Raw genomic sequence first — 24,073 nt, 5'->3', positions numbered from 1 at the left:
CGTCTACTACGCTGACCTCGAAACGCCATCCCACCCGGTGCTGGCACCCGCATAGGAGCGGCAGAGAACCGGGGACGGTTCACCTTGCTGCCTAGCCCCTAAGCTCTCAATTGGCCAGTCCAACTCCCGGGGACCAGTTCAAGACCGGGGTCTTCGCCGTTTCCGGGTAGCGTGGAGCTCAGTGTCAGGGTGACAGTGCCGCTTTGCGGTGGTTGGATCCTGACACCTGGTGTCTGGCTCTTAGTGTGGGTGCCGTCTTCGGGCTGGCGAGCATGCGTTTTGTCGTCACCGGGTGTGATGGACCGGCCGGCGTGACTTGATAGGAGCGTGGCATCGCCCCCGACTGAGGTTTGTCCGCCGACCGGCCCAACCTGTCCCATTCGATGGTTGGAAGGAGACGATTTCCATCGTGATCGTCAGCGGTGCGGATGTCCACAAGGCCACGCACACGTTCGTGGCGGTCGACGGCGTCGGCCACAAACTCGGGGAGAAGACCGTGAAGGCCACCACGATCGGCCATGGCGCGGCGTTGCGGTGGGCGTGGCGGGAGTTCGGCGATCAGCTGCGGTGGGGCGTCGAGGATTTTCGGCACCTGACTGCACGCCTGGAGCGGGACATCCTCGCGGCAGGGCAGGAGGCCCGGGCGTCTGGCCGGGAGTGGGGCGAGTCCGACCCGATCGATGCCCTCGCGGTCGCCCGGGCGGTGCTGTGCGAGCCCGAGCTGCCCGTCGCGGCGCATGACGAATCGACCCGGGGGCTGAAACTGCTCGTCGACCGGCGCGAAGACCTGGCCGGCGAGCGGACCCGGCAGATCAACCGGCTGCGCAGGCACCTGCATGAGCTCGACCCGGAGTTCGACGTCCCGGTCAAGGGCTTCACGACCGCACGGCAGCGTCGTCGGGTCGCGGACTGGCTTCATGGCCGTGCCGGATTGGTTGCGGAACTCGCGCGCGATGTCCTCGCCGACATCGACACGGGCAGTGTGAGGATCGACGAGCTGGAGAAGCGGATCACCGGTCTGGTCCAGACCCAGTACCAGCACCTGCTCGCCATCCCCGGATGCGGGCCGCTGACCGCAGTGAAGCTCACCGGAGAGACCGCGAACGTCGCCCGGTTCCGGTCCGAGGCCTGCTTCGCGATGAACGCAGGCGTCGCGCCTTTGCCGGTCTGGTCAGGGAGCACGAAAGGGCGGGTGCGGATGAGTCGTACCGGCAACCGGCAGCTCAACGCCGCCCTGCACCGCATCGCCGTCACCCAGATCCGCCTCGCCGGCCTCGGGCAGACCTACTACCGCAAACGCCTCGATGCCATCGACTCCACAGTCGAAGCGCTCCGCTGCCTGAAACGCCGCCTCGCCCGAGTCGTCTCCCACGCACTCCACGCCGACCAGCAACCCGTCCACACCGCGAACGTCCCACTCGCGGCATAAGACTTGACATAGGAGAAGCGCATGCCCGAAGCCGAGATCCCCGAAGTCGCCCGCATCGCCGCCGATCTCATCCGGATCGACACGACGAACTTCGGCGGCGGCGACGCGAGGGGCGAGCGCGAGGCGGCCGAGTACGTGGGCGCCTACCTCGAGGGCCTCGGCCTCGAGACCGCGTACCACGAGCCGATCCCGCGCCGCACGAACGTCTGCGCGCGCGTGCGGGGGCGCAATCCCGACAAGCCGGCGCTCGTGCTGCACGGGCACCTCGACGTCGTGCCGGCGATGGCCGACGACTGGTCGGTCGATCCGTTCGCGGGCGAGATCCGCGACGGCATGCTCTGGGGTCGCGGCGCGGTCGACATGAAGAACATGGACGCGATGATCCTCACGTCGGTCGCCGAGCTGCTGCGCGCGGGGGAGCAGCCCGAGCGCGACCTCGTGCTCGCGTTCTTCGCCGACGAGGAGAACGGCGGCGTCGAGGGGTCCCAGCTCGTCGTGCGCGACCGCCCCGAGTGGTTCGACGGCGCCACGGAGGCGATCAGCGAGGTCGGCGGGTACTCGATCCCCGTGGGTGACCGCAGCGCCTATCTCCTGCAGGTCGGCGAGAAGGCCCTCATGTGGGTCACGCTGGTCGCCCGCGGACGCGCGGGGCACGGCAGCAGGTTCCACCCAGAGAACGCCGTCACGCGGCTGGCCGAGGCCGTCGCGGCCCTCGGGGCGCGCACCTGGCCGGTCGAGCTCACCGAGACGACCCGCCGCCTGCTCGAGGGGATCGGGGAGATCACGGGCGACCCCACGCGCGACCCCGACGCGCTCGCTGCGCACACAGGGCCGGCCGAGGCCTTCGTGAAGTCGACGTTCCGCACGGTCGCCAACCCCACGGGGCTCACCGCCGGGTACAAGCACAACGTGATCCCCGACGCGGCCTCCGCGACCGTGGACATCCGCGTCCTCCCCGGATCGGAGGACGCCATCCTCGCAGAGGTCCAGCGCATCGTCGGCCCCGACATCGAGATCCGGATGTTCCTGCGCGACATCGGCATGGAGATCCCGTTCGAGGGCCCCCTCGTCGAGGCCATGGTCGGCGCCCTCGGGCGGCACGATCCCGGCGTCCCCGTGCTGCCCTACCTGCTCGGCGCGGGCACGGACAACAAGGCGCTCTCGACGATCGGCATCGCCGGCTACGGCTTCGCCCCGCTGCGGTTGCCGCGCGACCTCGACTTCACGGGGATGTTCCACGGGGTTGACGAGCGCGTCCCGGTCGACGCCCTGGAGTTCGGCCAGCGGGTGCTGACCGACCTCATCCGCACGTACTAGCCCGCGCTCCGTCGCCACGGTGGTCCTCCAGCCGTCGGTCTGACCTGCTAGCTTCGCCGGTATGCTTCCGTTGCTCTGGCTGTGCGGCACATCGGGTGTCGGGAAGTCCACTGTCGGATGGCTTCTCCAACGAGCACTGCGTCAGCGGGGGATCGACGCTGCGTTCATCGACGCCGACCAGCTGCGCAACGCGTCGGGAGTCGACGCAACCGAGGACGACTTCATCGCGGACGGGCTCCGCTCCGTGGAACCCGGGTTCCGGGCTGCAGGAGCATCCCTCCTCATCGTCGCCGGTATCGTCGACGACCCGGAGCACCTCGAGCGCCTTCTTCCAGGACGGGAGCGCCGGCAGGCCCGCGTCGTGTATCTCCGCGCGTCGGACGGGGAGGTCCTCTCGCGCGTGGAGCGACGCGGGTGGAATGTCGAGCTCGGCCCGGAGTCCGTCGCATACGCTCGTCGGTTCGACACACGCTGGGTCGACGCCGTCGTGGACACGACGAGCCGAGACGCGGCCGACGTCGCGGAGGAGCTCGGGGGCATGGACCTCATCGCGGCTCCGCCCCCGGAGACGGATGGCCGGAGCCCGCGCGAGGCGGGCGAGCCGCCACGGATGACCGTGCTCACCGGTCCCGGCGGCGTCGGCCTCTCGACGAGCGGGTTCCTCGCCTACCTGAGACTCGCATGGGCAGGCGCCGCCGTCGGGTACATCGACAGCCATCAGCTCGGCTTCCTCGGCGAGAGCGCGCACCCGCCCGCCGGGTCGGCGCTGCGTGCGACGAACGCGGTGCGGCTTGCGTCGTCGATGGCGCGGCGAGGGATCCGCCACGTCGTGATGACCGCTGATCCGCGGACTGCCCACGAGGTGGCCGCCCTGATCTCGGGAGTGCGGGTCGTCTGGCTCGATGCCTCCGACCGGGCTCTCGCGTCGCGGCATCACGCGCGGGCGCGTGGGGAAGGGCCTCCTCTGGTGGGTGATCATCGCCGCGGACTGGGCGCCGCAGCGATCCGGGATGGCGTGGAGAGGGCGATCCGCGAATCGCGCGATCCGTCGGTGAGGCCGACGGGAGCGGAGATGATCGACACGACCGAGCTTCGGGCCGAGGAGGTCGCCGACCGGATCGCCGACCTCATCCGCACGTAGGAGCCCGCGCTCCCCGGTCATCCGGGAGTCTGACGCGATCATCAGCAGCCGTCGCCTAAAGTCGTGACGTCGCGCGCTCCGCCGCGGCATCGCGAGAGAAAGACCCCATGTCGTTCATCGAAGCCATCATCCTCGGGCTCGTGCAGGGCCTGACCGAGTTCCTCCCGATCTCCTCGAGCGCGCACATCCGCGTCGTCGGCGAGTTCCTGCCGTCTGCATCGGACCCGGGAGCGACCTTCACCGCGATCACCCAGATCGGCACCGAGCTCGCGGTGCTCGTGTACTTCTGGAAGAAGATCGTCCACATCGTGAAGCAGTGGGCCCTGTCTCTGTCCGGACGCGTGCCGCGCAACGACCCGGACGCGCGGATGGGATGGCTCGTCATCATCGGCACGCTCCCGATCGGCGTGCTCGGCTTCCTCTTCCAGGACGTCATCCGCGACGTCTTCCGCAACCTCTGGCTCGTCGCGACCGTCCTCATCGTCTTCGGCATCATCCTCGGTCTCGCTGACCGCTACGGGCGTCGCGAGCGCGACATGGCGCACATCACCTACCCGCACGGGCTCACGCTCGGCGTCGCGCAGGCGCTCGCGCTCATCCCAGGCGTGTCGCGTTCGGGGGCCACGACGACCGCCGCTCGCGCGCTCGGCTACAACCGCACGGCGGCGGCCGAGTTCTCCTTCCTGCTCGCCGTCCCCGCGGTCTTCGGCAGCGGCCTCTACGAGCTCATGCACGCGCTCACCGAGCCCGGCGAGCAGGGCTACGGGATGGCCGAGACGCTCGTCGCGACGGTGATCGCGTTCGTCGTGGGCTGGATCGTCATCGCGTACCTCATGCGGTACCTCAAGCGCGGCAGCTTCCTGCCGTTCGTGCTGTACCGCGTGGGCCTGGGCCTCGTGCTGTTCGCCCTGCTCGCGACCGGCGTCCTCACCGCGTACTGATCGGGAAGGGGCGCCCAGGTGCGGCGCCCCTTCCGCTCAGCGGCGGCCGTCGCGTCCGTCGCGCGGGTCGTCGCGGTGGAGGTACCGCTCGAACGCCTTCGCGATCGCGTCGCCCGATGCGTCGGGCGAGTCCACGGTGTCGCGCGTCTGCTCGAGCTGGCGGATGTACTCGCTCATCTCCTCGTCGTCCGCGGCCGCCGCGTCGATCGTGGCCTCCCACGCGGCGGCGTCGGTCGCGAGGGTCCCCTTGGGGACGATCGCGCCCGTGAGCTCCTCGAGTCGCGTGAGCAGTGCGAGCGTCGCCTTGGGCGACGGCGTCGCGCCCGCGACGTAGTGCGGCACGCTCGCCCACAGCGACAGCGTCGGGATGCCCGCGCGCTCGGCGGCGTCGCCGAGCACGGTCAGGATGCCGACCGGCCCCTCGTACGTCGAGCGCTCGAGGCCCAGCTGCGCCCGGACCTCGGCGTTCTCGCTGCTTGCGAACACTGAGATCGGCCGCGTGTGCGGCACATCCGACATCATCGATCCGAGCGTCACGAGGCCCGTGATGCCCTCCGTGAGCGCGCGGTCGACGAACTCGCTCGCGAACGAGCGCCACGCGCGGGCCGGCTCGCTTCCCGTGATCGTCCAGAACCACACGTCGCCGGTGCCCTGCTCGGGGCGGTGCAGCGTCGCCTCGGGCCAGCGGAGGCTGCGGCCGCCCTCCCCGTCGGACTCGATCTGCGGCCGCGTGTACTGGTAGTCGAAGTAGAGCTCGGGGTCGACCGAGAACGCGGGTCTGAGGTCGGCCTCCTCGCGCAGCTGCCGCACGGCTCCCGTGGCGGCTTCTCCGGCGTCGTTCCAGCCGTCGAAGGCGGCGACGATGATCCTGCGTCCGAGTGTCTGCACCGGGTTCCCTCCTCCCGCAGCGCGGGTGTCCGTCCAGGTTAGTCCCGGATGCCGCCCCAGTAGGCTGAACCGGTGACAGTGAAGCAGCCCCACGCCGTGCTCTGGGACATGGATGGCACCCTCATCGACTCCGAGCCGTACTGGATGGCCGCGGAGACGCCGCTCGTGGAGAGCTTCGGCGGCACGTGGGACCACGAGCAGGCTCTGCAGCTCGTGGGCCTCGGCCTGCACGACGCCGCGCGCGTCCTGCAGGGAGCGGGCGTGCGGATGGAGGTCGACGCGATCGTCGAGCACCTCACCGACGACGTGCTGCGCCAGATGGGCGAGCTCGGCGTCCCCTTCCGCCCTGGCGCGCAGGAGCTCCTGCGCGAGCTGCGCGCGGCCGGCGTGAAGACCGCGCTCGTCACGATGTCGATGCACCGCATGGCGGCCGCGATCGTCGAGCTGCTCGAGTTCGACGCCTTCGACCTCGTGCTCGGCGGAGACGACGTGCCGATGCCGAAGCCGCACCCCGACCCGTACCTGCGCGCCGCCGAGCTGCTCGACGTCGACATCGCGCACACGGTCGCGATCGAGGACTCGCCCAACGGCCTGCGCGCCGCCGTCTCGTCGGGCGCCGTGTCGCTCGGCGTGCCGCACTTCGTCGGCCTCGACGGCGTCGGCGCGCACGAGCTGTGGCCGACCCTCGAGGGCCGCGGCATCGCCGACATCACCGCGCTGTACAGCGCCCACCGCTCCTGACCCCCATCTCCCGGAGGACACCCATGACCGCGCCTCGCGGCCCCTTCCGCTTCGGCGACCGTGTGCAGCTCACCGGCCCGAAGGGCAAGATGCACACCATCACGCTCCGCGAACGCGGCGAGCTCCACACCCATCACGGCGTGCTCCGGCACGAGCAGCTCGTCGGCCAGCCCGACGGCTCGGTCGTGGAGAACTCGAGCGGACACGAGTACCTCGCGCTGCGGCCCCTGCTCCGCGACTTCGTGATGTCGATGCCGCGCGGCGCCGCGATCGTCTACCCCAAGGACGCGGCGGCGATCGTCGCGCAGGCCGACGTCTTCCCCGGCGCGGTCGTCGTCGAGGCAGGCGTCGGCTCGGGAGCGCTGTCCCTGTCGCTGCTGCGTGCGGTGGGAGCGTCCGGACGGCTCATCTCGTTCGAACGGCGCATGGAGTTCGCCGAGGTCGCGATGGCGAACGTCGAGACCTTCTTCGGCGAGCGCCCTGCGCACTGGTCGGTCGTCGAGGGCGATCTCGCCGAGGCGCTCCCCGGCGCGGTCGAGCCGGGCAGCGTCGACCGCGTCGTGCTCGACATGCTCGCACCGTGGGAGGTGCTGGAGCCGGTCGCCGACGCGCTCGCTCCCGGCGGCGTCGTCATCTGCTACGTCGCGACCGCGACGCAGCTGTCGCGCGTGGCCGAGTTCCTGCGCGGGCTGGGCTGCTTCACGGAGCCGGAGGCGAGCGAGACGATGGTGCGCGGATGGCACGTCGACGGGCTCGCGGTGCGACCGGATCACCGCATGGTCGCGCACACGGGCTTCCTCATCACGGCGCGCCGCCTCGCCCCGGGCGTCGTGCCCCCCGAGGTGAAGCGCAGGGCGTCGAAGAAGAGCTACACCGACGAGGACCTCGAGATCTGGACCCCCGGCGCCGTCGGGGACCGCGACATCACCGACAAGAACCTCCGCAAGCGGGTGCGCGAGGCGCAGCGCGCGGCGGAGGGCGCTCGCCTCGCGGCCGGTGCGGTGTCGGGGGAGGGCGAGCAGGATGCTTAGACTGATGCCCGTGCGCAAGACCCCCGCTCTCCTCTCCGTCGCCGCCCTGACCACGCTCGCCCTGGCCGGCTGCAGCCCCGTCGGAGGATCCGGCGCATCGTCGTGCGACCGTGCAGAGGGCGCCGACCCGACGCTTCCCGACCTCGTCCAGGTCGACGGAGCACTCGACGAGGCGCCGCAGGTCGACATGCGGTCGCCGTTCCACGTCGACGAGACGGCGTATGCCGACGTCGAGGTGGGCGACGGCCCCGCCATCGCGACGATGGACCAGGCCGGTGTGCTCGACATGACCCTCTACGACGGCACGACCGGCGAGATGATCATCGGCACGTCGTACTCGGGCGACCTCTCGAGCGTCGGCGCCCTGTCGCAGTGGACCACGCAGTTCCCGGGCCTCGAGGACGCGCTCGAATGCGCGACCGAGGGCTCGCGCGTGATCGCCGCGCTCGCCGAGGACGACGTGGCCCCCGAGGCGCGGCAGACGTACGCCCAGGCGGGCTTCCCGCAGGAGGGCTCGATCGTCGCGGTGGTCGACGTGCGCAAGGTCTACCCGGCAGCCGCCTCGGGGACGCTCCAGTACAACGACGGGTTCGGCCTGCCGAGCGTCGTGCGCGATCCCGACGGACGCCCGGGCATCGTCGTCCCCGACGCGCCCGCGCCCGAGGAGCTCGTCGTCCAGGCGCTCATCAAGGGCGACGGCGAGAAGCTGACCGCCGACGACACGCCGCTCGTGCACTACACGGGCGTCCTGTGGGACGAGAAGACGGTCTTCGACTCGTCGTGGGAGAACGGATCGCCCGTCCCGTTCCCGCTCGACGGCGTCATCGAGGGCTTCACGAGGGGCCTCGTGGGCCAGACGATCGGCTCGCAGGTCATGATCGTCGTGCCCCCGGAGCTCGGATACGGCGACGAGGGCCAGGGCACGATCCCCGGCGGCGCGACGCTCGTGTTCGTCGTGGACATCCTCGGCGTGCAGGACGCGCCCACCCCGTAGCGGGTGCGCCCCTCGCCCCGCGGGGATCCCTAGGATGGCTCTCGTGGCCGAGCGGATCCCAGCGGAAGAGCGACTGATGAATCTCGTGGTCGCCCTCGTGGCGACCGAGATCGGCCTCACGAAGCAGCAGATCCTCGACAGCGTGTCGGGGTACCGGCAGCGCGCCGGCGCGCGGTCCGACGCGCTCGACAAGATGTTCGAGCGCGACAAGGACGACCTCCGCGCGCTCGGCGTTCCCCTCGAGACCATCCCCTCGAGCACCGACCCGAACGACCTCCGCGACGCCCGGTACCGCATCCCGAAGTCGGAGTACCACCTCCCCGAGGACATCTCGTTCTCGCCGTCGGAGCTCGCCGTGCTGAGCCTCGCCGGCGAGGTGTGGAGCTCGGGATCGCTGTCGGCCGAGGCGCGCTCCGGGCTGCGGAAGATCCGCGCGCTCGGCATCGACGTGGATGAGCCGATCCTCGGCTTCGCGCCACGGCTCACGGCGCACGAGCCGGCGTTCGCGCCGCTCCAGTCGGCCATCGAGGCATCCCGCGTCGTGACGTTCGCGTACCTCAAGCCGGGGGAGGAGCGCGCACGCCGTCGGCGGCTGGCGCCCCTCGCGCTCGTCGAGTACGAGGGGCGCTGGCACGTCTACGGCCGCGACCTCGACGCGGACGCGGACCGGACGTTCCTCCTCAGCCGCATCACGGGCGACGTCGAGACGACGGCGGAGACCTTCGACCGATCTGCACGCGAGGGAGCGGGGGAGCGCGCCCTGGCCGGGCTCGAGGAGGTCGCGGCGAGGCAGCGCGCCCTCGTCGAGGTCACGCCGGGCAGCGAGGGCGCCCTCCGCCTGCTGCGCCGCGCGGAGCCCGCCGTGCAGGGCTACCGCGTCCCCTACGTCGACCGGCACATCTTCGCCGACGAGCTCGCCTCGTACGGTCCCGAGGTGCGCGTCGTGGAGCCCGCGGACCTGCGCGAGGCCGTCGTCGAGCGCCTGCGCGCCGTCGCCGCGCTGCACGAGGGGGAGGCCCGATGACCGTCCAGCGACCGAACCTCCTCGCGAGCGACCAGGTCCGCATCCTCCTGACGCTCGTGCCGTTCCTCTTCGAGCGCGGCGAGGTGTCCGTCGACGACGCGGCGGCCGAGTTCGACGTGACGCCGGCGCAGATGCGCCGGCTCGTGCGGCGCCTGCCGCTGATCGGACTCCCCGGCGAGGACGGCTGGTACCAGATGCCGAACGAGATGTTCGACATCGACTGGGACCTCCTCGAGGAGCACGACGTCATCCTCATCAAGGAGAAGGTCGCGCTCGACCGCGCGCCGCGGCTCACCGCGCGCGAGGCCGCCGCGCTGCTCGCGGGTCTGCAGCTCGCTCGCGGCATCCCCGGGGTCGCCGACACCGAGGTGTACGCCCGCCTCGTCGAGAAGCTCGCGCGCGGTGCGTCGGGAGCACCCGCCGAGCTCGTCGTCGCGCCCGAGCCGGTCGACGAGGTGCGATCGCTCGTCTCGCGCGCGCTCACGGCGCGGGTCGCGCTGTCGTTCACCTACCGCGCACCCGACGCCGGGCCGACGACGCGCACCGTCGACCCCATGAGCGTCCTCATCACGAACGGGCAGTGGTACCTCCAGGGGTGGTGCCACCTGCGGCGCGCGGTGCGGACGTTCCACCTCGACCGGGTGAGCGAGGCGCGCCTGACCGACATCCCGATCGAGCATCGGGACGAGCGCGCGGGGGAGGCGGGCTTCGGGCAGGTCGACGGCGATCAGATCGCGGTCGTGAGGTACCCCGCGGATGCCGCTGCGCTCCTCGGCGACTACCTCAGGCACGCCGAGGTCTCCGAGGAGGGCGGCACGGCGACCGCCCGCATCCGCATCGCCGACGCGCAGACGCTGCGCCGACTCGCCGCCCGGCTCGGCGGGCGGCTCGAGATCGTGTCGCCGCCGCAGGCGCGCCGCGCGGCGGCCGAGTGGGCCCGCGCGGGGCTCGCGCTGTACGGAGTCGGCTGAGCGTCCGCGAGGAAAACAGTTTCCGATCGCCGGGCCGAGCTCGGCGCGACGGGTCGACGGGCTAGAATCGCCTCGAACCCAGACTTCCGATCGATGGAGACCCCTCATGCTCGGCAATCTCAACGGCTGGCACCTGCTCATCCTGCTGGCCGTCATCCTCCTCCTCTTCGGCGCGGCACGTCTCCCTGCCCTCGCCAAGAGCGTCGGCCAGTCGGCGCGCGTCTTCAAGGGCGAGATGAAGCAGATGAAGGAGGAGAGCGGGGAGGACGACACGAAGAAGGCCGCCGAGCCGGGGTACACGCTGAACGGCGAGACTGTCGAGCGGCCGAAGGCGGATGGCTCCGCCGGCAGCACGCCGCAGAGCTAGCCGCGCATGGCGACGACCGACACGGAGGTCGCCATGCCGGAGGACGGGCCGTACCGCGACCGCAAGATGACCCTCGCGGCGCATCTGCTCGAGCTGCGCAAGCGGCTCATGATCGCGGCCGCCGCGCTCGTCGTCGGCATGGTGGTGGCCTTCCTCATCACCGATCCCGTCATCCACCTCCTCACGCAGCCGATCGCGCTGGTCGCCGAGAGGCGGGGAGACGACTTCGCGCAGCTGAACTTCGACTCCGTCACGGCGGGGTTCGACATGCGCATGCGCATCGCGTTCGCGCTCGGTCTGCTCATGTCGGCGCCGGTCTGGCTGTGGCAGATCTGGGCGTTCATCATGCCGGGCCTCACGCGCAAGGAGGTCCGCTACACGGTCGGCTTCATGGCCACGGCGATCCCGCTCTTCTTCGCGGGCTGCTACGTGGGCCTCGTCATCATGCCCCACATCATCGAGCTGATGGCATCGTTCGTGCCCGAGGCGGGTGCGCAGTTCTACAAGTACGACTACTACTACGACTTCGTCTTCAAGCTCCTGCTCGTCCTGGGCGTCGCGTTCGTGAGCCCCGTGTTCCTCGTGGCGCTCAATCTCGCGGGCATCATCACGGGCAAGGCCATCCTCAAGGGATGGCGGGTGGCGGTGGTCGTGGCGACCGCGTTCGCCGCGATCTCGACGCCCGCGGCCGACATCACGTCCATGCTCCTGCTCGCGGGCATCCTCATCGTCCTGTACGTGCTCGCGGGGCTCCTGTCGATGCTGTTCGACCGGCGCAAGCGCAAGCGCCATCCGGAGATGTTCGTCGACCCCGAGGTGTGAGCGGCGCCGGCCGCTTGCGCGCGCGATAGTCTTCGAGCATGAGCGGCCTGAGCCCATCCGAAAGCTACGCCGCAGCCCGCGAGAGCCGTCGGCACCCGATCACGACGGCCTTCGCCGAGGCGCAGCGCTTCGAGCTCGACCCGTTCCAGGTGGCGGGCTGCCAGGCGCTCGAAGACGGGCGCAGCGTGCTGGTCGCCGCGCCCACGGGCGCGGGCAAGACCATCGTCGGCGAGTTCGCCGTGCACCTCGCGATGCGGACGCCGGGGGAGAAGGCCTTCTACACGACGCCCATGAAGGCGCTGTCGAATCAGAAGTTCCGCGAGCTGCAGCAGGTCTACGGCGAGGACGAGGTCGGCCTGCTCACGGGCGACACGAACATCAACGCGCACGCGCGCGTTGTCGTGATGACGACCGAGGTGCTCCGCAACATGATCTACGCCGGCTCCTCGGCGCTGCGCGGGCTCCGCTATGTCGTGATGGACGAGGTGCACTATCTCGCCGACCGGTTCCGCGGCGCGGTGTGGGAGGAGGTCATCATCCACCTCCCGCAGGGGGTGCGACTCGTCTCCCTCAGCGCGACCGTGTCGAACGCCGAGGAGTTCGGCGACTGGCTCGACACCGTGCGCGGCGACACCGAGGTCATCGTGTCCGAGACGCGGCCCGTTCCGCTCGAGCAGCACGTCCTCGTGCGCGGCGACCTCCTGCCGCTGTTCGACGAGAGGGCGGGTGCCGCGGCCGCGCAGGTCAACCAGGAGCTCATGCGCGTGCGCTCGTCGTTCGCGCAGAGCCATCGGGCCAACGAGGACTTCTTCGACAAGCGGCGCCGCGGTCGGCGGCCGTCGTACCGGCGGCCGGGGCCTGCCGGGCGCATGGAGCGGATCGACCGGCCGCAGGTGATCGAGCTGCTCGGGCGCCAGAACCTGCTCCCCGCCATCTTCTTCATCTTCAGCCGCATGGGCTGCGACCAGGCGGTGCAGCAGGTGCGCCGATCGGGCGTGCGGCTCACGACGCAGGACGAGCGCGCCGAGATCCGGCGCATCGTGGACAAGCGGATGGCCAGCCTGCCCGACGAGGACCTCGGGGTCCTCGGGTTCTGGGAGTGGCGCGAGGATCTCGAGCGCGGTGTCGCGGCGCACCACGCGGGCCTCCTGCCGGCCTTCAAGGAGGTCGTCGAGGAGCTCTTCCAGCGCAAGCTCGTGAAGGCCGTCTTCGCGACGGAGACGCTCGCGCTCGGCATCAACATGCCCGCGCGCACGGTCGTGCTCGAGAAGCTCGAGAAGTTCAACGGCGAGGCCCGCGTGCCGATCACATCGGGGGAGTACACCCAGCTGACGGGCAGGGCGGGTCGCCGCGGGATCGATGTGGAGGGCCACGCGGTCGTGCAGTGGACCGACGGACTCGACCCGCAGGCAGTGGCGTCGCTCGCGTCGCGGCGCACGTATCCGCTCAACTCGAGCTTCCGCCCCACGTACAACATGGCGGTCAACCTCATCGACCAGTTCGGCAAGGAGCGCGCACGGGAGATCCTGGAGTCGTCCTTCGCCCAGTTCCAGGCCGACCGCGCCGTCGTGGGCCTCGCACGGCAGGTCAAGGAGGCCGAGGAGTCCCTCGCCGGATACGAGAAGGCCATGGCGTGCGATCGCGGCGACTTCGCCGAGTACGCGGGGATCCGGCGCGAGCTCAGCGACCTCGAGAAGGCCGATCGCAAGGACGTGAGCGCGTCGCGCGCTCGGCGTCAGCAGCGCCTGGACCGCATCCAGAGTCTGCGCAAGCGCATGCAGCGGCACCCCTGCCACCAGTGCCCCGACCGGGAGAAGCACGCGCGCTGGGGCGAGCGGTTCTGGCGACTGCGTCGCGACGTCACGAAGCTCCGTCGTCAGATCGAGGGGCGCACGGGGAGCGTCGCGCGCCAGTTCGACCGCATCCTCGACGTGCTCGCGGAGCTCGAGTACGTCGAGCCGGGAGAGGCCGGCCTCGCGCTGACCGCCGCCGGCCGGAGGATGCGGCGGATCTACGGCGAGCGCGACCTGCTCGTGGCGGAGTCGCTCCGGCAGGGGCTCTGGAGCCGGCTCGACGCCGCGGGCCTCGCGTCCCTCGCCTGTGCACTCGTCTACGAGCCGCGGCGCGACGAGGCGCCCGAGGCGCACGGCCTGCCACGGGGAGCCTTCCGGGAGGCGCTCGCCGCGACCGAGGAGCTCTGGAGCCGCCTCGACGACCTCGAGCGCGATCACGGGCTGCCGGGATCGAACCCGCCCGCGACCGCGCTTGCTACCGCCATGCACATGTGGGCGCGCGGCCAGGCCCTCGATCGGGTGCTCACGGCCGCCGACATGGCGGCAGGCGACTTCGTGCGCTGGGCCAAGCAGACGATCGACCTGCTGGACCAGCTGTCGATCGTCGCGGAGGGCGATCTCGCGCGCACGGCGCGGACCGCGCTCGACGCCGTGCGACGGGGCATCGTGGCCTACAGCTCCGTGTGAGCGCGGGAGGCGCCTCGTCCAGGCAGTCGCCGAGGCGCGGGCAATAGGCTGTCGCCTATGCCCGAACGCCCCCTGCTGCCGCTGTGGGCGGCGGCCGTCGCGGCGGCCGCGGGCGGGCTCGCCCTCGACGCCGCCTTCCCCGCGCTCGGGATCTGGCCGCTCGCGTTCCCCGCCGTCGCCCTGTCGCTCGCGTCCCTCGTCGGACGCCGCATCGCCTCGGCGCTGCTCGTGGGCTTCGTCTTCGCGCTCGCGTTCTACCTGCCGCACGTCTCGTGGGCCGCGGGGTTCCTCGGCGACAACCCGTTCGCCTGGGTGCCCTGGGTCGCGCTCGCCGTCGTGGAGGCCGCGCTCATGGCGATCGGCGCCATCCCGCTCGCCCTCGCCTACCGGTGGCTCCCGCGCGCGTCGCGCGCCGGGGCCGTCCGCCTCGTCGTGCTGCCCGTCGCCGTCGCCATGCTGTGGACGTGGCGCGAGGCGACCCTCGGCTCGTGGCCGTACGGGGGATTCGCGTGGGGGCGCGTCGGCATGAGCCAGTCCGAGAGCCCGCTCGCGCCGCTGTCGTCGTGGATCGGCGTGAGCGGGATCACCTTCGTCATCGTCCTCGTGTGCGCCCTCGCGATCGAGGCCGTGCGGATGGCGCGCTCGGCTCATCGCGCGGGCCGGCGCGTGCTGGCCCTGGTCGCGCCCGCTGCGCTGCTCGGCGTGCTCATGCTCGTCCCGCCGTTCCCGACCGCGCCCGCGGGGGAGATCTCGGTCGGGGCCGTGCAGGGGAACGGCCCGGCCGCCTATCTCGACGCACGGGAGCCGTATGACGTGCTCAACGCGCAGATCACGGCGTCGGAGCCGCTGCGGGACGCCGATGTCGACGTCGTGCTGTGGCCCGAGGGCGGCGTCGACAGCGACCCCCTCTACAACGAGACCACCGCGCTCTATCTCGACACCGTCGTGGGTGCGCTCGATGCGCCGCTGCTCATGAACGCCGCGTCCGCCCGCGGGGGAGATCCCACCTCGGGCGACGACCCGATCTACAACACGTCGATGCTGTGGACCGAGGATGGCGCGACGCAGCTGCACTCCAAGCGCCATCCGGTGCCGTTCGGGGAGTATGTGCCCGACCGACCGCTCTTCGAGGCCCTCGCCCCCGACCTCATCGGGCTCATCCAGCGGGAGTACACCCCCGGTGACGACTCGCCGGTGTTCGACGTCGGCGGCGTGGGCATCGGCCTCGCGATCTGCTTCGACGTGATCTCGGACTCCCTCATCGCGGAGGGCATCGCAGACGGCGCCGAGGTGTTCATGTTCCAGACGAACAACGCCGACTTCCGGGGGACCGACGAGAATCTGCAGCAGCTCGCGTTCGCGCGCATGCGCGCGATCGAGACGGGCCGGAGCGTCGTGAACCTGTCGACGACCGGCACGAGCCAGATCATCGCGGCCGACGGCTCGGTGGTCGACGCGCTGCCGATCGACGAGGCGGGGGCGATGATCGCCGATGTCGAGCTGCGCGAGGGCACGACGGCCGGCGTCGTCGTGGGGCCGTGGGTGCAGGCCGCCATGGCGTTCGGGCTCGTCCTCGTCGCCGCGGCCGGGCTCCTGGCCCGCCGTCGCCGACGTGCCTAGGATCGGGACATGAGCTTCGACGACGACCCCGAGAAGAAGTACTGGTACAACCTGCGCACGGGCGAGGTGGAGTTCGGCCTCGTCTCGCCGGCCGTCGACCGGGCAGGCCCGTTCGACACCGCCGAGGAGGCAGCGAAGGCTCCCGAGGTGCTCGAAGCGCGCTCGCGCGCATGGGCCGAGGAGGACGCGCGCGAGGACGACTGGTCGGCGCGTAGAGACGGCTCGGCGGACCAGTAGTCTGAGAACGCGCCGCGCGAGCGGACGTCAGGTCGCAGAGAGGATCCGATGGACAAGCAGAGGGACTTCGTGCTCCGCACGATCGAGGAGCGCGGCGTCAAGTTCGTGCGCCTGTGGTTCACCGATGTGCTCGGCACCCTGAAGTCGGTCGCGATCGCGCCGGCCGAGGTGGAGGGCGCATTCCGGGAGGGCATCGGCTTCGACGGCTCCGCGATCGAGGGCCTGACCCGCTCGTACGAGTCGGATCTCCTCGCGTTCCCGGATCCGTCGACGTTCCAGATCCTGCCGTGGCGCGGCGAGGTCGACCCGACGGCGCGCATGTTCTGCGACATCACGACGCCCGACGGCCAGCCCGCTCCCGCTGAGCCGCGCAACGTCCTGAAGCGCACGCTCGCGAAGGCGGCCGATGCGGGCTTCACGTTCTACACGCACCCGGAGATCGAGTTCTACCTCCTCAAGTCGAGCAGCTTCGGCGCCGAGGGCCCCGAGCCCGTCGACCGGGCCGGCTACTTCGACAACGTGCCCGGCGGCACGGCGCACGACTTCCGCCGCCGTGCGGTGCGCATGCTCGAGGACCTCGGGATCTCGGTCGAGTACAGCCACCACGAGGTCGGCCCCGGGCAGAACGAGATCGACCTGCGCTACGCCGACGCGCTGACGATGGCGGACAACATCATGACCTTCCGCACGGTCGTCAAGGAGGTCGCGATCGAGGAGGGCGTGCACGCGACCTTCATGCCCAAGCCGCTCGCGGGCGAGCCGGGCAGCGGCATGCACACCCACATGTCGCTCTTCGAGGGCGACGTGAACGCGTTCTTCGAGGAGGGCGCGCAGTACCAGCTCTCCCGGGTCGGGCGACAGTTCATCGCGGGTCTCATGCGCCACGCGAACGAGATCGCTCTCGTCACGAACCAGTTCGTCAACTCGTACAAGCGCCTGTGGGGCGGGGACGAGGCGCCGAGCTACGTCACGTGGGGGCACAACAACCGGTCGGCGCTCATCCGCGTGCCGCTCTACAAGCCCGGCAAGGGCGGCTCGGCGCGCGTCGAGTACCGCGCGATCGACTCCGCGGCGAACCCGTACCTCGCGTACTCGCTCATGCTCGCCGCGGGCCTCAAGGGCATCCAGGAGGAGTACGAGCTCGCTCCCGAGGCCGAGGACAACGTGGGCGCGCTCTCGAGCGCCGAGCGCCGCGCCCTCGGGTACCAGTCGCTCCCGACGAGCATGTACGACGCGATCAAGCTCATGGAGGACAGCGAGCTCGTCGCCGAGACGCTCGGCGAGCAGGTGTTCCGCTACGTGCTCGCGAACAAGCGCCGCGAGTACGACGCGTACCGCGCGCAGGTGACGCAGTACGAGCTGAAGTCGACGCTCGACGTCATCTGACGCCGGGCGCATCGCGATGACGACGGGCAGCCGCGCCACCGGTCTGACCGGGCTCGCGCGGATGGGGTTCAGCCGTCTCGAGCGCGCCGACGCGGAGATCTCGGAGCTGTCGCAGCTCGCGGGTCTGCCGCGTGAGGCGCTGCTCGAGCACGCGGGCGGTGCAGCCGATCCGGACGAGGCACTGGACGGCCTCCTCCGGATCGCCCGTCGAGCACCCGAGGAGGTCGCCGCCACGCTCGCGGATCCGCGCGGCAGGGCCGTCGCATGGCGTCTGCTCGGGGCGTCCCGCGGCTTCGCCGACTTCTACCTGCGACGGCCCGGATCGTTCCCGGCGCTCGTCGACGCGGGCGACGTGCTCCCGGACGATGCCGCGCTGCGCGGCGCCCTGCTCGGCGCGGTCGGCGCGGAGGACGGCTTCGCCGCGACCGCCGACGAGGCGGCGTGGGTGGCGCTGCGCGTCGCCTACCGCGAGCAGCTCGCGCGCATCGCGGCCTACGACCTGCTCTCCGACGACCCGGTCGACGCCGTGAGGGACGTCTCGGCGGCGCTCGCCGACGCCGCGGGCGCCGCTCTCGAGGCGTCTCTCGCGGTCGCGCGTGCGCGCGCGGCGACGGGCGCGGCCGGGGCAGGTCTCTTCCCGCGCGGCGAGGTCGCGCAGACGCGCCTGGCCGTGATCGGGATGGGAAAGGCGGGGGCGCGCGAGCTCAACTACGTCTCCGACGTCGACGTCATCTTCGTCGGGGGAGTCGCCGACGACGCCGAGATCACGGAGGCGCGAGCGCTCGACATCGCGCACCGCCTCGCGGTCCAGACGATGCGCGGGATCTCGGAGATGGAGGTCGAGCCCCCGCTGTGGGAGGTCGACGCGAATCTCCGCCCCGAGGGCAAGCAGGGCGCGCTCGTGCGCAGCCTCGCCTCGCACCTCGCCTACTACGACCGATGGGCGCACTCGTGGGAGTTCCAGGCCCTCCTCAAGGCGCGGCCGCTCGCGGGAGACCGCGACCTGGGCGCCGCGTACGTCGCGGGGACGCAGCCCAAGGTCTGGGCGAGCGCGGGGCGGGAGAACTTCGTCGACAGCGTGCAGGGGATGCGCGAACGCGTCATGGAGCACATCCCGCCCGCTGACGTCCCCTACCAGCTGAAGCTCGGCCCCGGCGGCATCCGGGACGTCGAGTTCACGGTCCAGCTCATCCAGCTCGTCCACGGAGTCGCCGACACGACGATCCGCATCGCGGGAACGCTCGACGCGCTCGACGCGCTGGTCGCCGAGGGGTACATCGGGCGACAGGACGCCGCGACGTTCGCGCGCGACTACCGCATGCTCCGGCTGCTCGAGCACCGCCTCCAGCTGATCGGCCTCACGCGCACGCACCTCATGCCGCGCACGGACGAGGGCCTGCGCGTGCTCGCGCGCGCGAGCGGACTCGCCGACACGGGGGAGGGGGTCCAGCGCCTCTGGGAGCGCATCAAGCGCGAGGTGCGCGACGTGCACGTGCGCCTGTTCTACCGTCCGCTGCTGTCCGCGGTCGCGGCGCTCCCCGAGGATCAGCGCAGCCTCACGGCCGACGAGGCGCACGCCCGCCTCGCCGCGATCGGCCTCCGCGACCCGGGCGGCGCGCTGCGGCACATCCGCGCGCTCACCTCGGGTCTCAGCCGGAAGGCGACCATCCAGCGCCACCTCATGCCGGTCATGCTCCGCTGGTTCGCGGACGGCGTCGACCCCGACCACGGCCTCGTCTCGTACCGGCGCATCAGCGAGCGCCTCGGCGACACCCCGTGGTTCCTGCGCATGCTCCGCGACTCGACGGGGGCCGCCGAGGGGCTCACGAAGATGCTGTCGGGGTCGCGGTACATCGGCGATCTCATGGAGTGGATCCCCGAGTCGGTCGCGTGGCTCGACGATCAGGAGCGCCTCCGCCCACGAGCCGGCGACGTCCTGCGGGCGGAGGCGCGCGCCATCCAGGACCGTCATGCGGGGCTCGAGGAGGCGATGGCCGCCGTGCGCGCCCTCCGCCGTCGCGAGATGCTGCGAACCGCCATGGGCGCGGTGCTCGGCGCGATCACGATCGAGGAGCTGGGCGACGCGCTGACCACCATCACGGAGGTCACGATCCAGGCGACGCTGCGTGCCGTGCGGCGGGACGTCGTGCCGCCGGAGGACGACTCGCTCGACTTCGCGATCATCGGGATGGGCCGCTTCGGCGGAGCCGAGCTCGGGTTCGGATCGGACGCCGACGTGCTCTACGTGTACCGGCCTGAGCAGGTCGATCCCACGCGCGCGCACGACCTCGCCGCGCGGATCGTGTCGGAGCTGCGTCGCGTGTCGGAGGACTTCCGGCTGCCGCTCGATCTCGACGCGGAGCTGCGCCCCGAGGGCAGAAGCGGCCCTATCGTGCGGTCGCTCGACGCGTACGCCGAGTACTACCGGCGCTGGTCGCTCTCGTGGGAGGCGCAGGCGCTGCTCCGCGCGCGCGGCGTGGCCGGCTCGGCGAAGCTCATCGGCGACTTCATGGCGATGGCCGACGAGATCCGCTACCCCGAGCGCATCGACCTCGCCTCGACGCGGGAGATCAAGCGGATCAAGGCCCGTGTCGAGAACGAGCGCATGCCGCAGCGGATCGACCGCACCCGGCACCTCAAGCTCGGTCCGGGCGGCCTGAGCGACGTCGAGTGGCTGGTCCAGCTGCTGCAGCTCGAGCACGGCCACGCGCGCCCCGAGCTGCGGACGACGTCCACGATCGCGGGGCTCACGGCGGCCAGGGAGGCAGGCCTCGTGTCGGAGGCCGACGCCGAGCAGCTGGCGGCGGCGTGGCGGCTCGCCGCCCGCCTGCGCTCCGCGAACACGCTGTACTCCGGCAACACGAGCGACGTGCTGCCGACGGACCGTCGCGCGCTCGACGGCATCGGACGCATCCTCGAGTACCCGCCGTACTCGGCGAACGACGTCGAGGAGGACTGGCTGCGCGCGTCGCGACGGTCGCGGAAGGTGTTCGAGCGCCTCTTCTACGGCGATCCCGCCTAGCGGCCGAGGGGCGGAGGGCCCTTCAGGCGCGCGCGACCCGGTGCCACAGCGCCGCGTAGGCCTTCGCGGCCTCTGAGCGCGGAGCGAAGGCGCCGATCGCCGCGTGCTTCTCGCCCATCCGCTCCGCGACGACGGTGAACGGCACGACGATGTCGGTGATCTCGGCGACGCGCGACGGCAGCTCGTCAGCGGCGTCGCGGTGGCTGCGCTTGCGCCGGTCGACCATCGTGAGGAACGCCACGAGCGCGGCGTCGCGCCCGTCCTCGGCGAGCAGGTCGCGCACCTGGTCGAAGGACCGCAGCGAGAGCAGCGACGGCGCGAGCGGCGCGAGCACGACGTCGGCCGCACGCAGGGCGTTCTCGGCGACGAGCGATGCGCCTGGCGGGCAGTCGAGGATCACGACGTCGTAGTCGTCGCGCAGCGGCTTCAGGACGCGCGCGAGGCGCGACCCCGACTTCTTCGTCGCGTCCAGGGCGATGTCGAGGTCGCGGTAGGAGGCGTCGGCGGGCAGGACGTCCACCCCCTCGACCGACGTCTCCCGGATGGCCTTGGCGGCCGATCGCTCGCCTGAGAGGACCGCCTCCGCGCCGCCGCGCAGCTTCTGGCGCACACCGAGCAGCCACGTCGCGGCCGCCTGCGGATCGAGGTCCCACAGGAGGACGCGATGCCCGTCCGCTGCGGCCTGCCAGGCGAGGTTCACGGCGGTCGTCGTCTTCCCGACGCCGCCCTTCGTGCTGAAGACGGCGATCACGCGCGAGTCGCTCATGGCGCCATCCTTCCACGGACGCGGGAGCGCCCCGGGGAACAGGTCCCCGGGGCGCTCCTCAGCATCGCTGTGCGCGGCTCAGACGCCGAAGTACAGCTCGTACTCGAAGGGGTGAGGACGCTGCGCGAGCGGCTTGATCTCGTTCTCCTCCTTGTACTCGATCCAGGTGTCGATGAGCTCCTGCGTGAACACGCCGCCCTCGAGGAGGAACGCGTGGTCCTCGCGGAGCGCGTCGAGCGAGTCCTGCAGCGAGTTCGGGACCTGGGGGATGCCCTTGGCCTCCTCGGCGGGGAGCTCGTACAGGTCCTTGTCGACCGGCTCGTGCGGCTCGATGCGGTTCTTGATGCCGTCGAGGCCGGCCATGAGCTGCGCGGCGAACGCGAGGTACGGGTTGCCCGACGCGTCGGGGGCGCGGAACTCGATGCGCTTGGCCTTCGGGTTCGAGCCGGTGATCGGGATGCGGATGGCCGCGGAGCGGTTGCCGGCGGAGTAGACGAGGTTCACGGGAGCCTCGAAGCCCTTGACGAGACGGTGGTAGCTGTTCAGCGTCGGGTTCGTGAACGCGAGGACCGCGGGAGCGTGCGCGAGGATTCCGCCGATGTACCAGCGGGCGATGTCGCTCAGGCCGCCGTAGCCGGTCTCGTCGTAGAAGAGGGGCTTGCCGTCGGCCCACAGCGACTGGTGCGTGTGCATGCCGGAGCCGTTGTCGCCGAAGAGCGGCTTGGGCATGAAGGTCGCGACCTTGCCCCACTCCTCGGCCGTGTTCTTGACGATGTACTTGAACTTCAGGATGTCGTCGGCCGCGTGCACCATGGTGTCGAAGCGGTAGTTGATCTCCTGCTGGCCGCCCGTGCCCACCTCGTGGTGCGCGCGCTCGAGCTCGAGGCCGGCCTCGATGAGCTTGAGGCTGATGTCGTCGCGGAGGTCAGCCGTCTTGTCGACGGGGGACACCGGGAAGTAGCCGCCCTTGTACGGGGTCTTGTTGGCCAGGTTGCCGCCCTCTTCGGCGCGGCCCGTGTTCCACGCGCCCTCCTCGGAGTCCACCGAGTAGAAGCTCGCGTTCTGCTTCACCTCGTAGCGCACGTCGTCGAAGATGTAGAACTCGGCCTCGGGAGCGAAGTACGCGGTGTCGGCGATGCCGGTGGAGGCGAGGTACTTCTCGGCCTTCTTGGCGACCTGACGCGGGTCCTTCGCGTAGATCTCGCCGTTGCGCGGGTTGTAGATGTCGAAGACCATGATGAGCGTCTTCGCCTCGCGGAACGGGTCGAGGTATGCCGTCGACACGTCGGGGATGAGCTGCATGTCCGACTCGTGGATGTTCGCGAACCCGCGGATCGAGGAGCCGTCGAAGAGCTGGCCGACCGTGAAGAACTCCTCGTCCACGGTGGAAGCCGGGATGTTGAAGTGCTGCTGGACGCCGGGAAGGTCCGTGAAGCGGATGTCGAGGAACTTGACGTCCTCGTCCTTGATGAACTTCAGGACCTCGGAGGAATCTTTGAACATTGAGGCTCCAGTTGTGGGATCTCGGGTGGGGCAATCCGTGGAACGGACGACGCGGCAAACCTACGGCTCCGGCGTTGCCTCGTCATGTCCCTTATGTTTCCGGCATGTTACACAGCCCGGTTCCTCTAGGCTCGTCGGGTGACATCCCCCACCCACGCCGACCACCCGGGGGCCAGCCTGGGCCTGCCGGCATCGGGCGCCGGCTCGATCGCCCGTCCTGGCCGCCGCATCGCCGCGCTCGCGATCGACTACGCGGCGGCGACCCTCATCGCATCCGCCTTCTTCGGGTACGACCAGTTCGCGCTGCCCAGCGAGGCCGGTCTCACGATGTTCACGCCGCTCATGGTCTTCGCAGCGCTGCAGGTGCTCTTCATCCCCATGCTCGGCGGGAGCCCAGGGCACCGGCTCGTCGGGATGCGCCTGGTCCGAGCGGATGGCGCGTGGACGGGCGTCTGGCGGCCGATCGTGCGCACCGCGCTCCTCATGCTCGTGATCCCGGCCGTCGTGTGGGACCAGGACCAGCGGGGCCTGCATGACAAGGCCGCCGGGACGGTCCTCCTGCGCGCGTGACGCCCTGACATGACGATGCCCTCGCCGCGCGGCGAGGGCATCGTCATGTCAGAGGATCAGCGCGGCCGCTGCGAGCGGACCTTCGTCGGGTCGATGCCCTTCGGGATGGGCAGCGACGTGATCGACTGCGACACCGACTCGATGCGCTGCAGGACGGCGCCCATCGTCGCGCGGTCGATCGCCTTCGGCAGGGCCTTGATCGTCTTCGCGAGCTGGTCGATCGGCACCTCGCCCTCGCCGTGGCCGACGTAGAACTCGTGGACCGGGACGCCCGACGCCACACGCTGGGCGCGCATCCGCTCGTCGCGCATGAGGCGCGTGAGCCGGCCCTTGGAGCCCTCTCCGACGACGACGATGCCGCCGCGGCCCACGGCGCGGTAGACCGCCTCCTGCGTCTTGGGGTTGATGCCGACCGGCATCTCCTCGCCGCGCCAGTTGCGGCCGAGCATGTTGGAGAGGACGTGGCCGCTCGCGCCGGGCATGCCGTCGAGCTTGCGGTACATCGCGCGCGTCGAGAAGCGCGTCATGGTCATCATGGCAGCGAGCGCGCCGACCATGAGTCCGGTGATGCCCCAGAGGAGGATGCCCCACCACTGCGGCTGCAGCAGGAAGCCGACGACGACGCCGAGGGCGACGCCGAGCACCACGATCCCGGCGAGCAGCCAGCCGAGCCAGGGGAAGGCCTCACGGGTGAACGTGAACAGTGACCTGATCTGCGAGAAGAAGCCGGGTCGCTTCTCGGCGGAAGTGCTGCGTGCCATGGGACAAGCCTACCGGCGCGCGGGTGCGCCCGAGTGCCGCTGAGCGGCCGACGACGCGTGCA

General features: G+C 71.0%; 21 protein-coding genes. 17 read left to right on the top strand and 4 right to left on the bottom strand.

Going from position 1 to position 24,073, the window contains the following annotated elements; all coding sequences use genetic code 11:
* The first annotated feature begins 406 nt into the window (after positions 1–406).
* The 4 genes from ACWXWW_RS13090 (at position 407) to ACWXWW_RS13075 (ending at position 4,828) form a co-directional block, all read left to right on the top strand.
* The gene (locus tag ACWXWW_RS13090) at positions 407–1,429 is read left to right on the top strand and encodes an IS110 family RNA-guided transposase (RefSeq protein ID WP_455970185.1); all 1,023 of its coding nucleotides are present in this window, start codon (positions 407–409) and stop codon (positions 1,427–1,429) included.
* Between the two features lie 21 nt (positions 1,430–1,450).
* Positions 1,451–2,746 carry a M20/M25/M40 family metallo-hydrolase gene (locus ACWXWW_RS13085; RefSeq protein ID WP_455970183.1) on the top strand — a complete coding sequence of 432 codons (1,296 nt, stop codon included), beginning with the start codon at positions 1,451–1,453 and terminating at the stop codon, positions 2,744–2,746.
* Between the two features lie 61 nt (positions 2,747–2,807).
* Entirely contained in the window at positions 2,808–3,887 is a 1,080-nt protein-coding gene (locus tag ACWXWW_RS13080) for an AAA family ATPase (protein WP_455970182.1), read from the top strand.
* A 107-nt stretch (positions 3,888–3,994) separates the two neighbouring features.
* Entirely contained in the window at positions 3,995–4,828 is an 834-nt protein-coding gene (locus ACWXWW_RS13075; protein ID WP_271172112.1) for an undecaprenyl-diphosphate phosphatase, read from the top strand.
* 36 nt (positions 4,829–4,864) lie between these two features.
* On the opposite strand, the gene ACWXWW_RS13070 is transcribed toward ACWXWW_RS13075, so the two are convergent.
* The gene (locus tag ACWXWW_RS13070) at positions 4,865–5,716 is read right to left on the bottom strand and encodes a PAC2 family protein (RefSeq protein ID WP_271172111.1); all 852 of its coding nucleotides are present in this window, start codon (positions 5,714–5,716) and stop codon (positions 4,865–4,867) included.
* Positions 5,717–5,788: 72 nt separating this feature from the next.
* On the opposite strand from ACWXWW_RS13070, the gene ACWXWW_RS13065 reads away from it, so the two are divergent.
* The 12 genes from ACWXWW_RS13065 to ACWXWW_RS13010 all read left to right on the top strand — a co-directional run bounded on the left by ACWXWW_RS13065 (position 5,789) and on the right by ACWXWW_RS13010 (position 20,411).
* Entirely contained in the window at positions 5,789–6,457 is a 669-nt protein-coding gene (locus ACWXWW_RS13065) for an HAD family hydrolase (protein ID WP_282977978.1), read from the top strand.
* A gap of 23 nt (positions 6,458–6,480) precedes the next feature.
* Entirely contained in the window at positions 6,481–7,488 is a 1,008-nt protein-coding gene (locus ACWXWW_RS13060) for a tRNA (adenine-N1)-methyltransferase (protein ID WP_282977977.1), read from the top strand.
* A 10-nt stretch (positions 7,489–7,498) separates the two neighbouring features.
* Positions 7,499–8,482 (top strand): FKBP-type peptidyl-prolyl cis-trans isomerase, encoded by a 984-nt coding sequence (locus tag ACWXWW_RS13055; protein ID WP_282977975.1) that lies wholly within the window; start codon positions 7,499–7,501, stop codon positions 8,480–8,482.
* Positions 8,483–8,516: 34 nt separating this feature from the next.
* Positions 8,517–9,506, top strand: a complete 990-nt coding sequence (locus ACWXWW_RS13050) for a helix-turn-helix transcriptional regulator (protein WP_455970181.1) — start codon at positions 8,517–8,519, stop codon at positions 9,504–9,506.
* Complete coding sequence (locus ACWXWW_RS13045) at positions 9,503–10,477, top strand: helix-turn-helix transcriptional regulator (protein ID WP_421074536.1); 975 nt, start codon at positions 9,503–9,505, stop codon at positions 10,475–10,477. The genes ACWXWW_RS13050 and ACWXWW_RS13045 overlap by 4 nt, the downstream gene beginning before the upstream one ends.
* A gap of 106 nt (positions 10,478–10,583) precedes the next feature.
* Positions 10,584–10,844 carry a Sec-independent protein translocase subunit TatA gene (tatA, locus tag ACWXWW_RS13040; protein WP_271172106.1) on the top strand — a complete coding sequence of 87 codons (261 nt, stop codon included), beginning with the start codon at positions 10,584–10,586 and terminating at the stop codon, positions 10,842–10,844.
* A 6-nt stretch (positions 10,845–10,850) separates the two neighbouring features.
* Complete coding sequence (gene tatC, locus ACWXWW_RS13035; RefSeq protein ID WP_271172105.1) at positions 10,851–11,666, top strand: twin-arginine translocase subunit TatC; 816 nt, start codon at positions 10,851–10,853, stop codon at positions 11,664–11,666.
* 38 nt (positions 11,667–11,704) lie between these two features.
* On the top strand, positions 11,705–14,146 hold the full coding sequence (locus ACWXWW_RS13030; RefSeq protein WP_271172104.1) for a DEAD/DEAH box helicase: 2,442 nt from the start codon (positions 11,705–11,707) through the stop codon (positions 14,144–14,146).
* Positions 14,147–14,203: 57 nt separating this feature from the next.
* Positions 14,204–15,766, top strand: coding sequence for an apolipoprotein N-acyltransferase (gene lnt / locus ACWXWW_RS13025; RefSeq protein WP_455970180.1), 1,563 nt, complete (start codon positions 14,204–14,206; stop codon positions 15,764–15,766).
* Between the two features lie 9 nt (positions 15,767–15,775).
* Positions 15,776–16,003, top strand: coding sequence for an SPOR domain-containing protein (locus ACWXWW_RS13020; RefSeq protein ID WP_271172102.1), 228 nt, complete (start codon positions 15,776–15,778; stop codon positions 16,001–16,003).
* Positions 16,004–16,051: 48 nt separating this feature from the next.
* Entirely contained in the window at positions 16,052–17,389 is a 1,338-nt protein-coding gene (locus ACWXWW_RS13015; protein ID WP_271172101.1) for a glutamine synthetase family protein, read from the top strand.
* A 16-nt stretch (positions 17,390–17,405) separates the two neighbouring features.
* Complete coding sequence (locus ACWXWW_RS13010; RefSeq protein ID WP_271172100.1) at positions 17,406–20,411, top strand: bifunctional [glutamine synthetase] adenylyltransferase/[glutamine synthetase]-adenylyl-L-tyrosine phosphorylase; 3,006 nt, start codon at positions 17,406–17,408, stop codon at positions 20,409–20,411.
* A gap of 22 nt (positions 20,412–20,433) precedes the next feature.
* On the opposite strand, the gene ACWXWW_RS13005 is transcribed toward ACWXWW_RS13010, so the two are convergent.
* Together ACWXWW_RS13005 and glnA are read right to left on the bottom strand one after the other, a co-directional pair.
* Entirely contained in the window at positions 20,434–21,177 is a 744-nt protein-coding gene (locus ACWXWW_RS13005) for a ParA family protein (RefSeq protein ID WP_455970179.1), read from the bottom strand.
* A gap of 78 nt (positions 21,178–21,255) precedes the next feature.
* Positions 21,256–22,680 carry a type I glutamate--ammonia ligase gene (glnA, locus tag ACWXWW_RS13000; protein ID WP_271172098.1) on the bottom strand — a complete coding sequence of 475 codons (1,425 nt, stop codon included), beginning with the start codon at positions 22,678–22,680 and terminating at the stop codon, positions 21,256–21,258.
* A 138-nt stretch (positions 22,681–22,818) separates the two neighbouring features.
* Here glnA and ACWXWW_RS12995 point away from each other — a divergent pair, with 138 nt between their 5' ends.
* Positions 22,819–23,250 carry an RDD family protein gene (locus tag ACWXWW_RS12995; protein ID WP_282977963.1) on the top strand — a complete coding sequence of 144 codons (432 nt, stop codon included), beginning with the start codon at positions 22,819–22,821 and terminating at the stop codon, positions 23,248–23,250.
* Positions 23,251–23,306: 56 nt separating this feature from the next.
* Here ACWXWW_RS12995 and ACWXWW_RS12990 read toward each other — a convergent pair whose 3' ends face one another.
* Entirely contained in the window at positions 23,307–24,011 is a 705-nt protein-coding gene (locus ACWXWW_RS12990; RefSeq protein ID WP_271172096.1) for a DUF4191 family protein, read from the bottom strand.
* Positions 24,012–24,073: the final 62 nt, after the last annotated feature.

The organism is Microbacterium sp. KNMS, from assembly GCF_053851835.1.
This window is presented reverse-complemented; position numbering and strand designations above follow the sequence as displayed.

Excerpts from the sequence above, each read along its gene's own strand:
- ACWXWW_RS13085 (WP_455970183.1), top strand. The coding sequence starts at position 1,451 with ATGCCCGAAGCCGAGATCCCCGAAGTCGCCCGCATCGCCGCCGATCTC.
- ACWXWW_RS13080 (WP_455970182.1), top strand. The coding sequence starts at position 2,808 with ATGCTTCCGTTGCTCTGGCTGTGCGGCACATCGGGTGTCGGGAAGTCC.
- ACWXWW_RS13075 (WP_271172112.1), top strand. The coding sequence starts at position 3,995 with ATGTCGTTCATCGAAGCCATCATCCTCGGGCTCGTGCAGGGCCTGACC.
- ACWXWW_RS13060 (WP_282977977.1), top strand. The coding sequence starts at position 6,481 with ATGACCGCGCCTCGCGGCCCCTTCCGCTTCGGCGACCGTGTGCAGCTC.
- ACWXWW_RS13050 (WP_455970181.1), top strand. The coding sequence starts at position 8,517 with ATGGCTCTCGTGGCCGAGCGGATCCCAGCGGAAGAGCGACTGATGAAT.
- ACWXWW_RS13045 (WP_421074536.1), top strand. The coding sequence starts at position 9,503 with ATGACCGTCCAGCGACCGAACCTCCTCGCGAGCGACCAGGTCCGCATC.
- tatA (WP_271172106.1), top strand. The coding sequence starts at position 10,584 with ATGCTCGGCAATCTCAACGGCTGGCACCTGCTCATCCTGCTGGCCGTC.
- tatC (WP_271172105.1), top strand. The coding sequence starts at position 10,851 with ATGGCGACGACCGACACGGAGGTCGCCATGCCGGAGGACGGGCCGTAC.
- ACWXWW_RS13030 (WP_271172104.1), top strand. The coding sequence starts at position 11,705 with ATGAGCGGCCTGAGCCCATCCGAAAGCTACGCCGCAGCCCGCGAGAGC.
- lnt (WP_455970180.1), top strand. The coding sequence starts at position 14,204 with ATGCCCGAACGCCCCCTGCTGCCGCTGTGGGCGGCGGCCGTCGCGGCG.
- ACWXWW_RS13020 (WP_271172102.1), top strand. The coding sequence starts at position 15,776 with ATGAGCTTCGACGACGACCCCGAGAAGAAGTACTGGTACAACCTGCGC.
- ACWXWW_RS13015 (WP_271172101.1), top strand. The coding sequence starts at position 16,052 with ATGGACAAGCAGAGGGACTTCGTGCTCCGCACGATCGAGGAGCGCGGC.
- ACWXWW_RS13010 (WP_271172100.1), top strand. The coding sequence starts at position 17,406 with ATGACGACGGGCAGCCGCGCCACCGGTCTGACCGGGCTCGCGCGGATG.
- ACWXWW_RS13005 (WP_455970179.1), bottom strand. The coding sequence starts at position 21,177 with ATGAGCGACTCGCGCGTGATCGCCGTCTTCAGCACGAAGGGCGGCGTC.
- glnA (WP_271172098.1), bottom strand. The coding sequence starts at position 22,680 with ATGTTCAAAGATTCCTCCGAGGTCCTGAAGTTCATCAAGGACGAGGAC.
- ACWXWW_RS12990 (WP_271172096.1), bottom strand. The coding sequence starts at position 24,011 with ATGGCACGCAGCACTTCCGCCGAGAAGCGACCCGGCTTCTTCTCGCAG.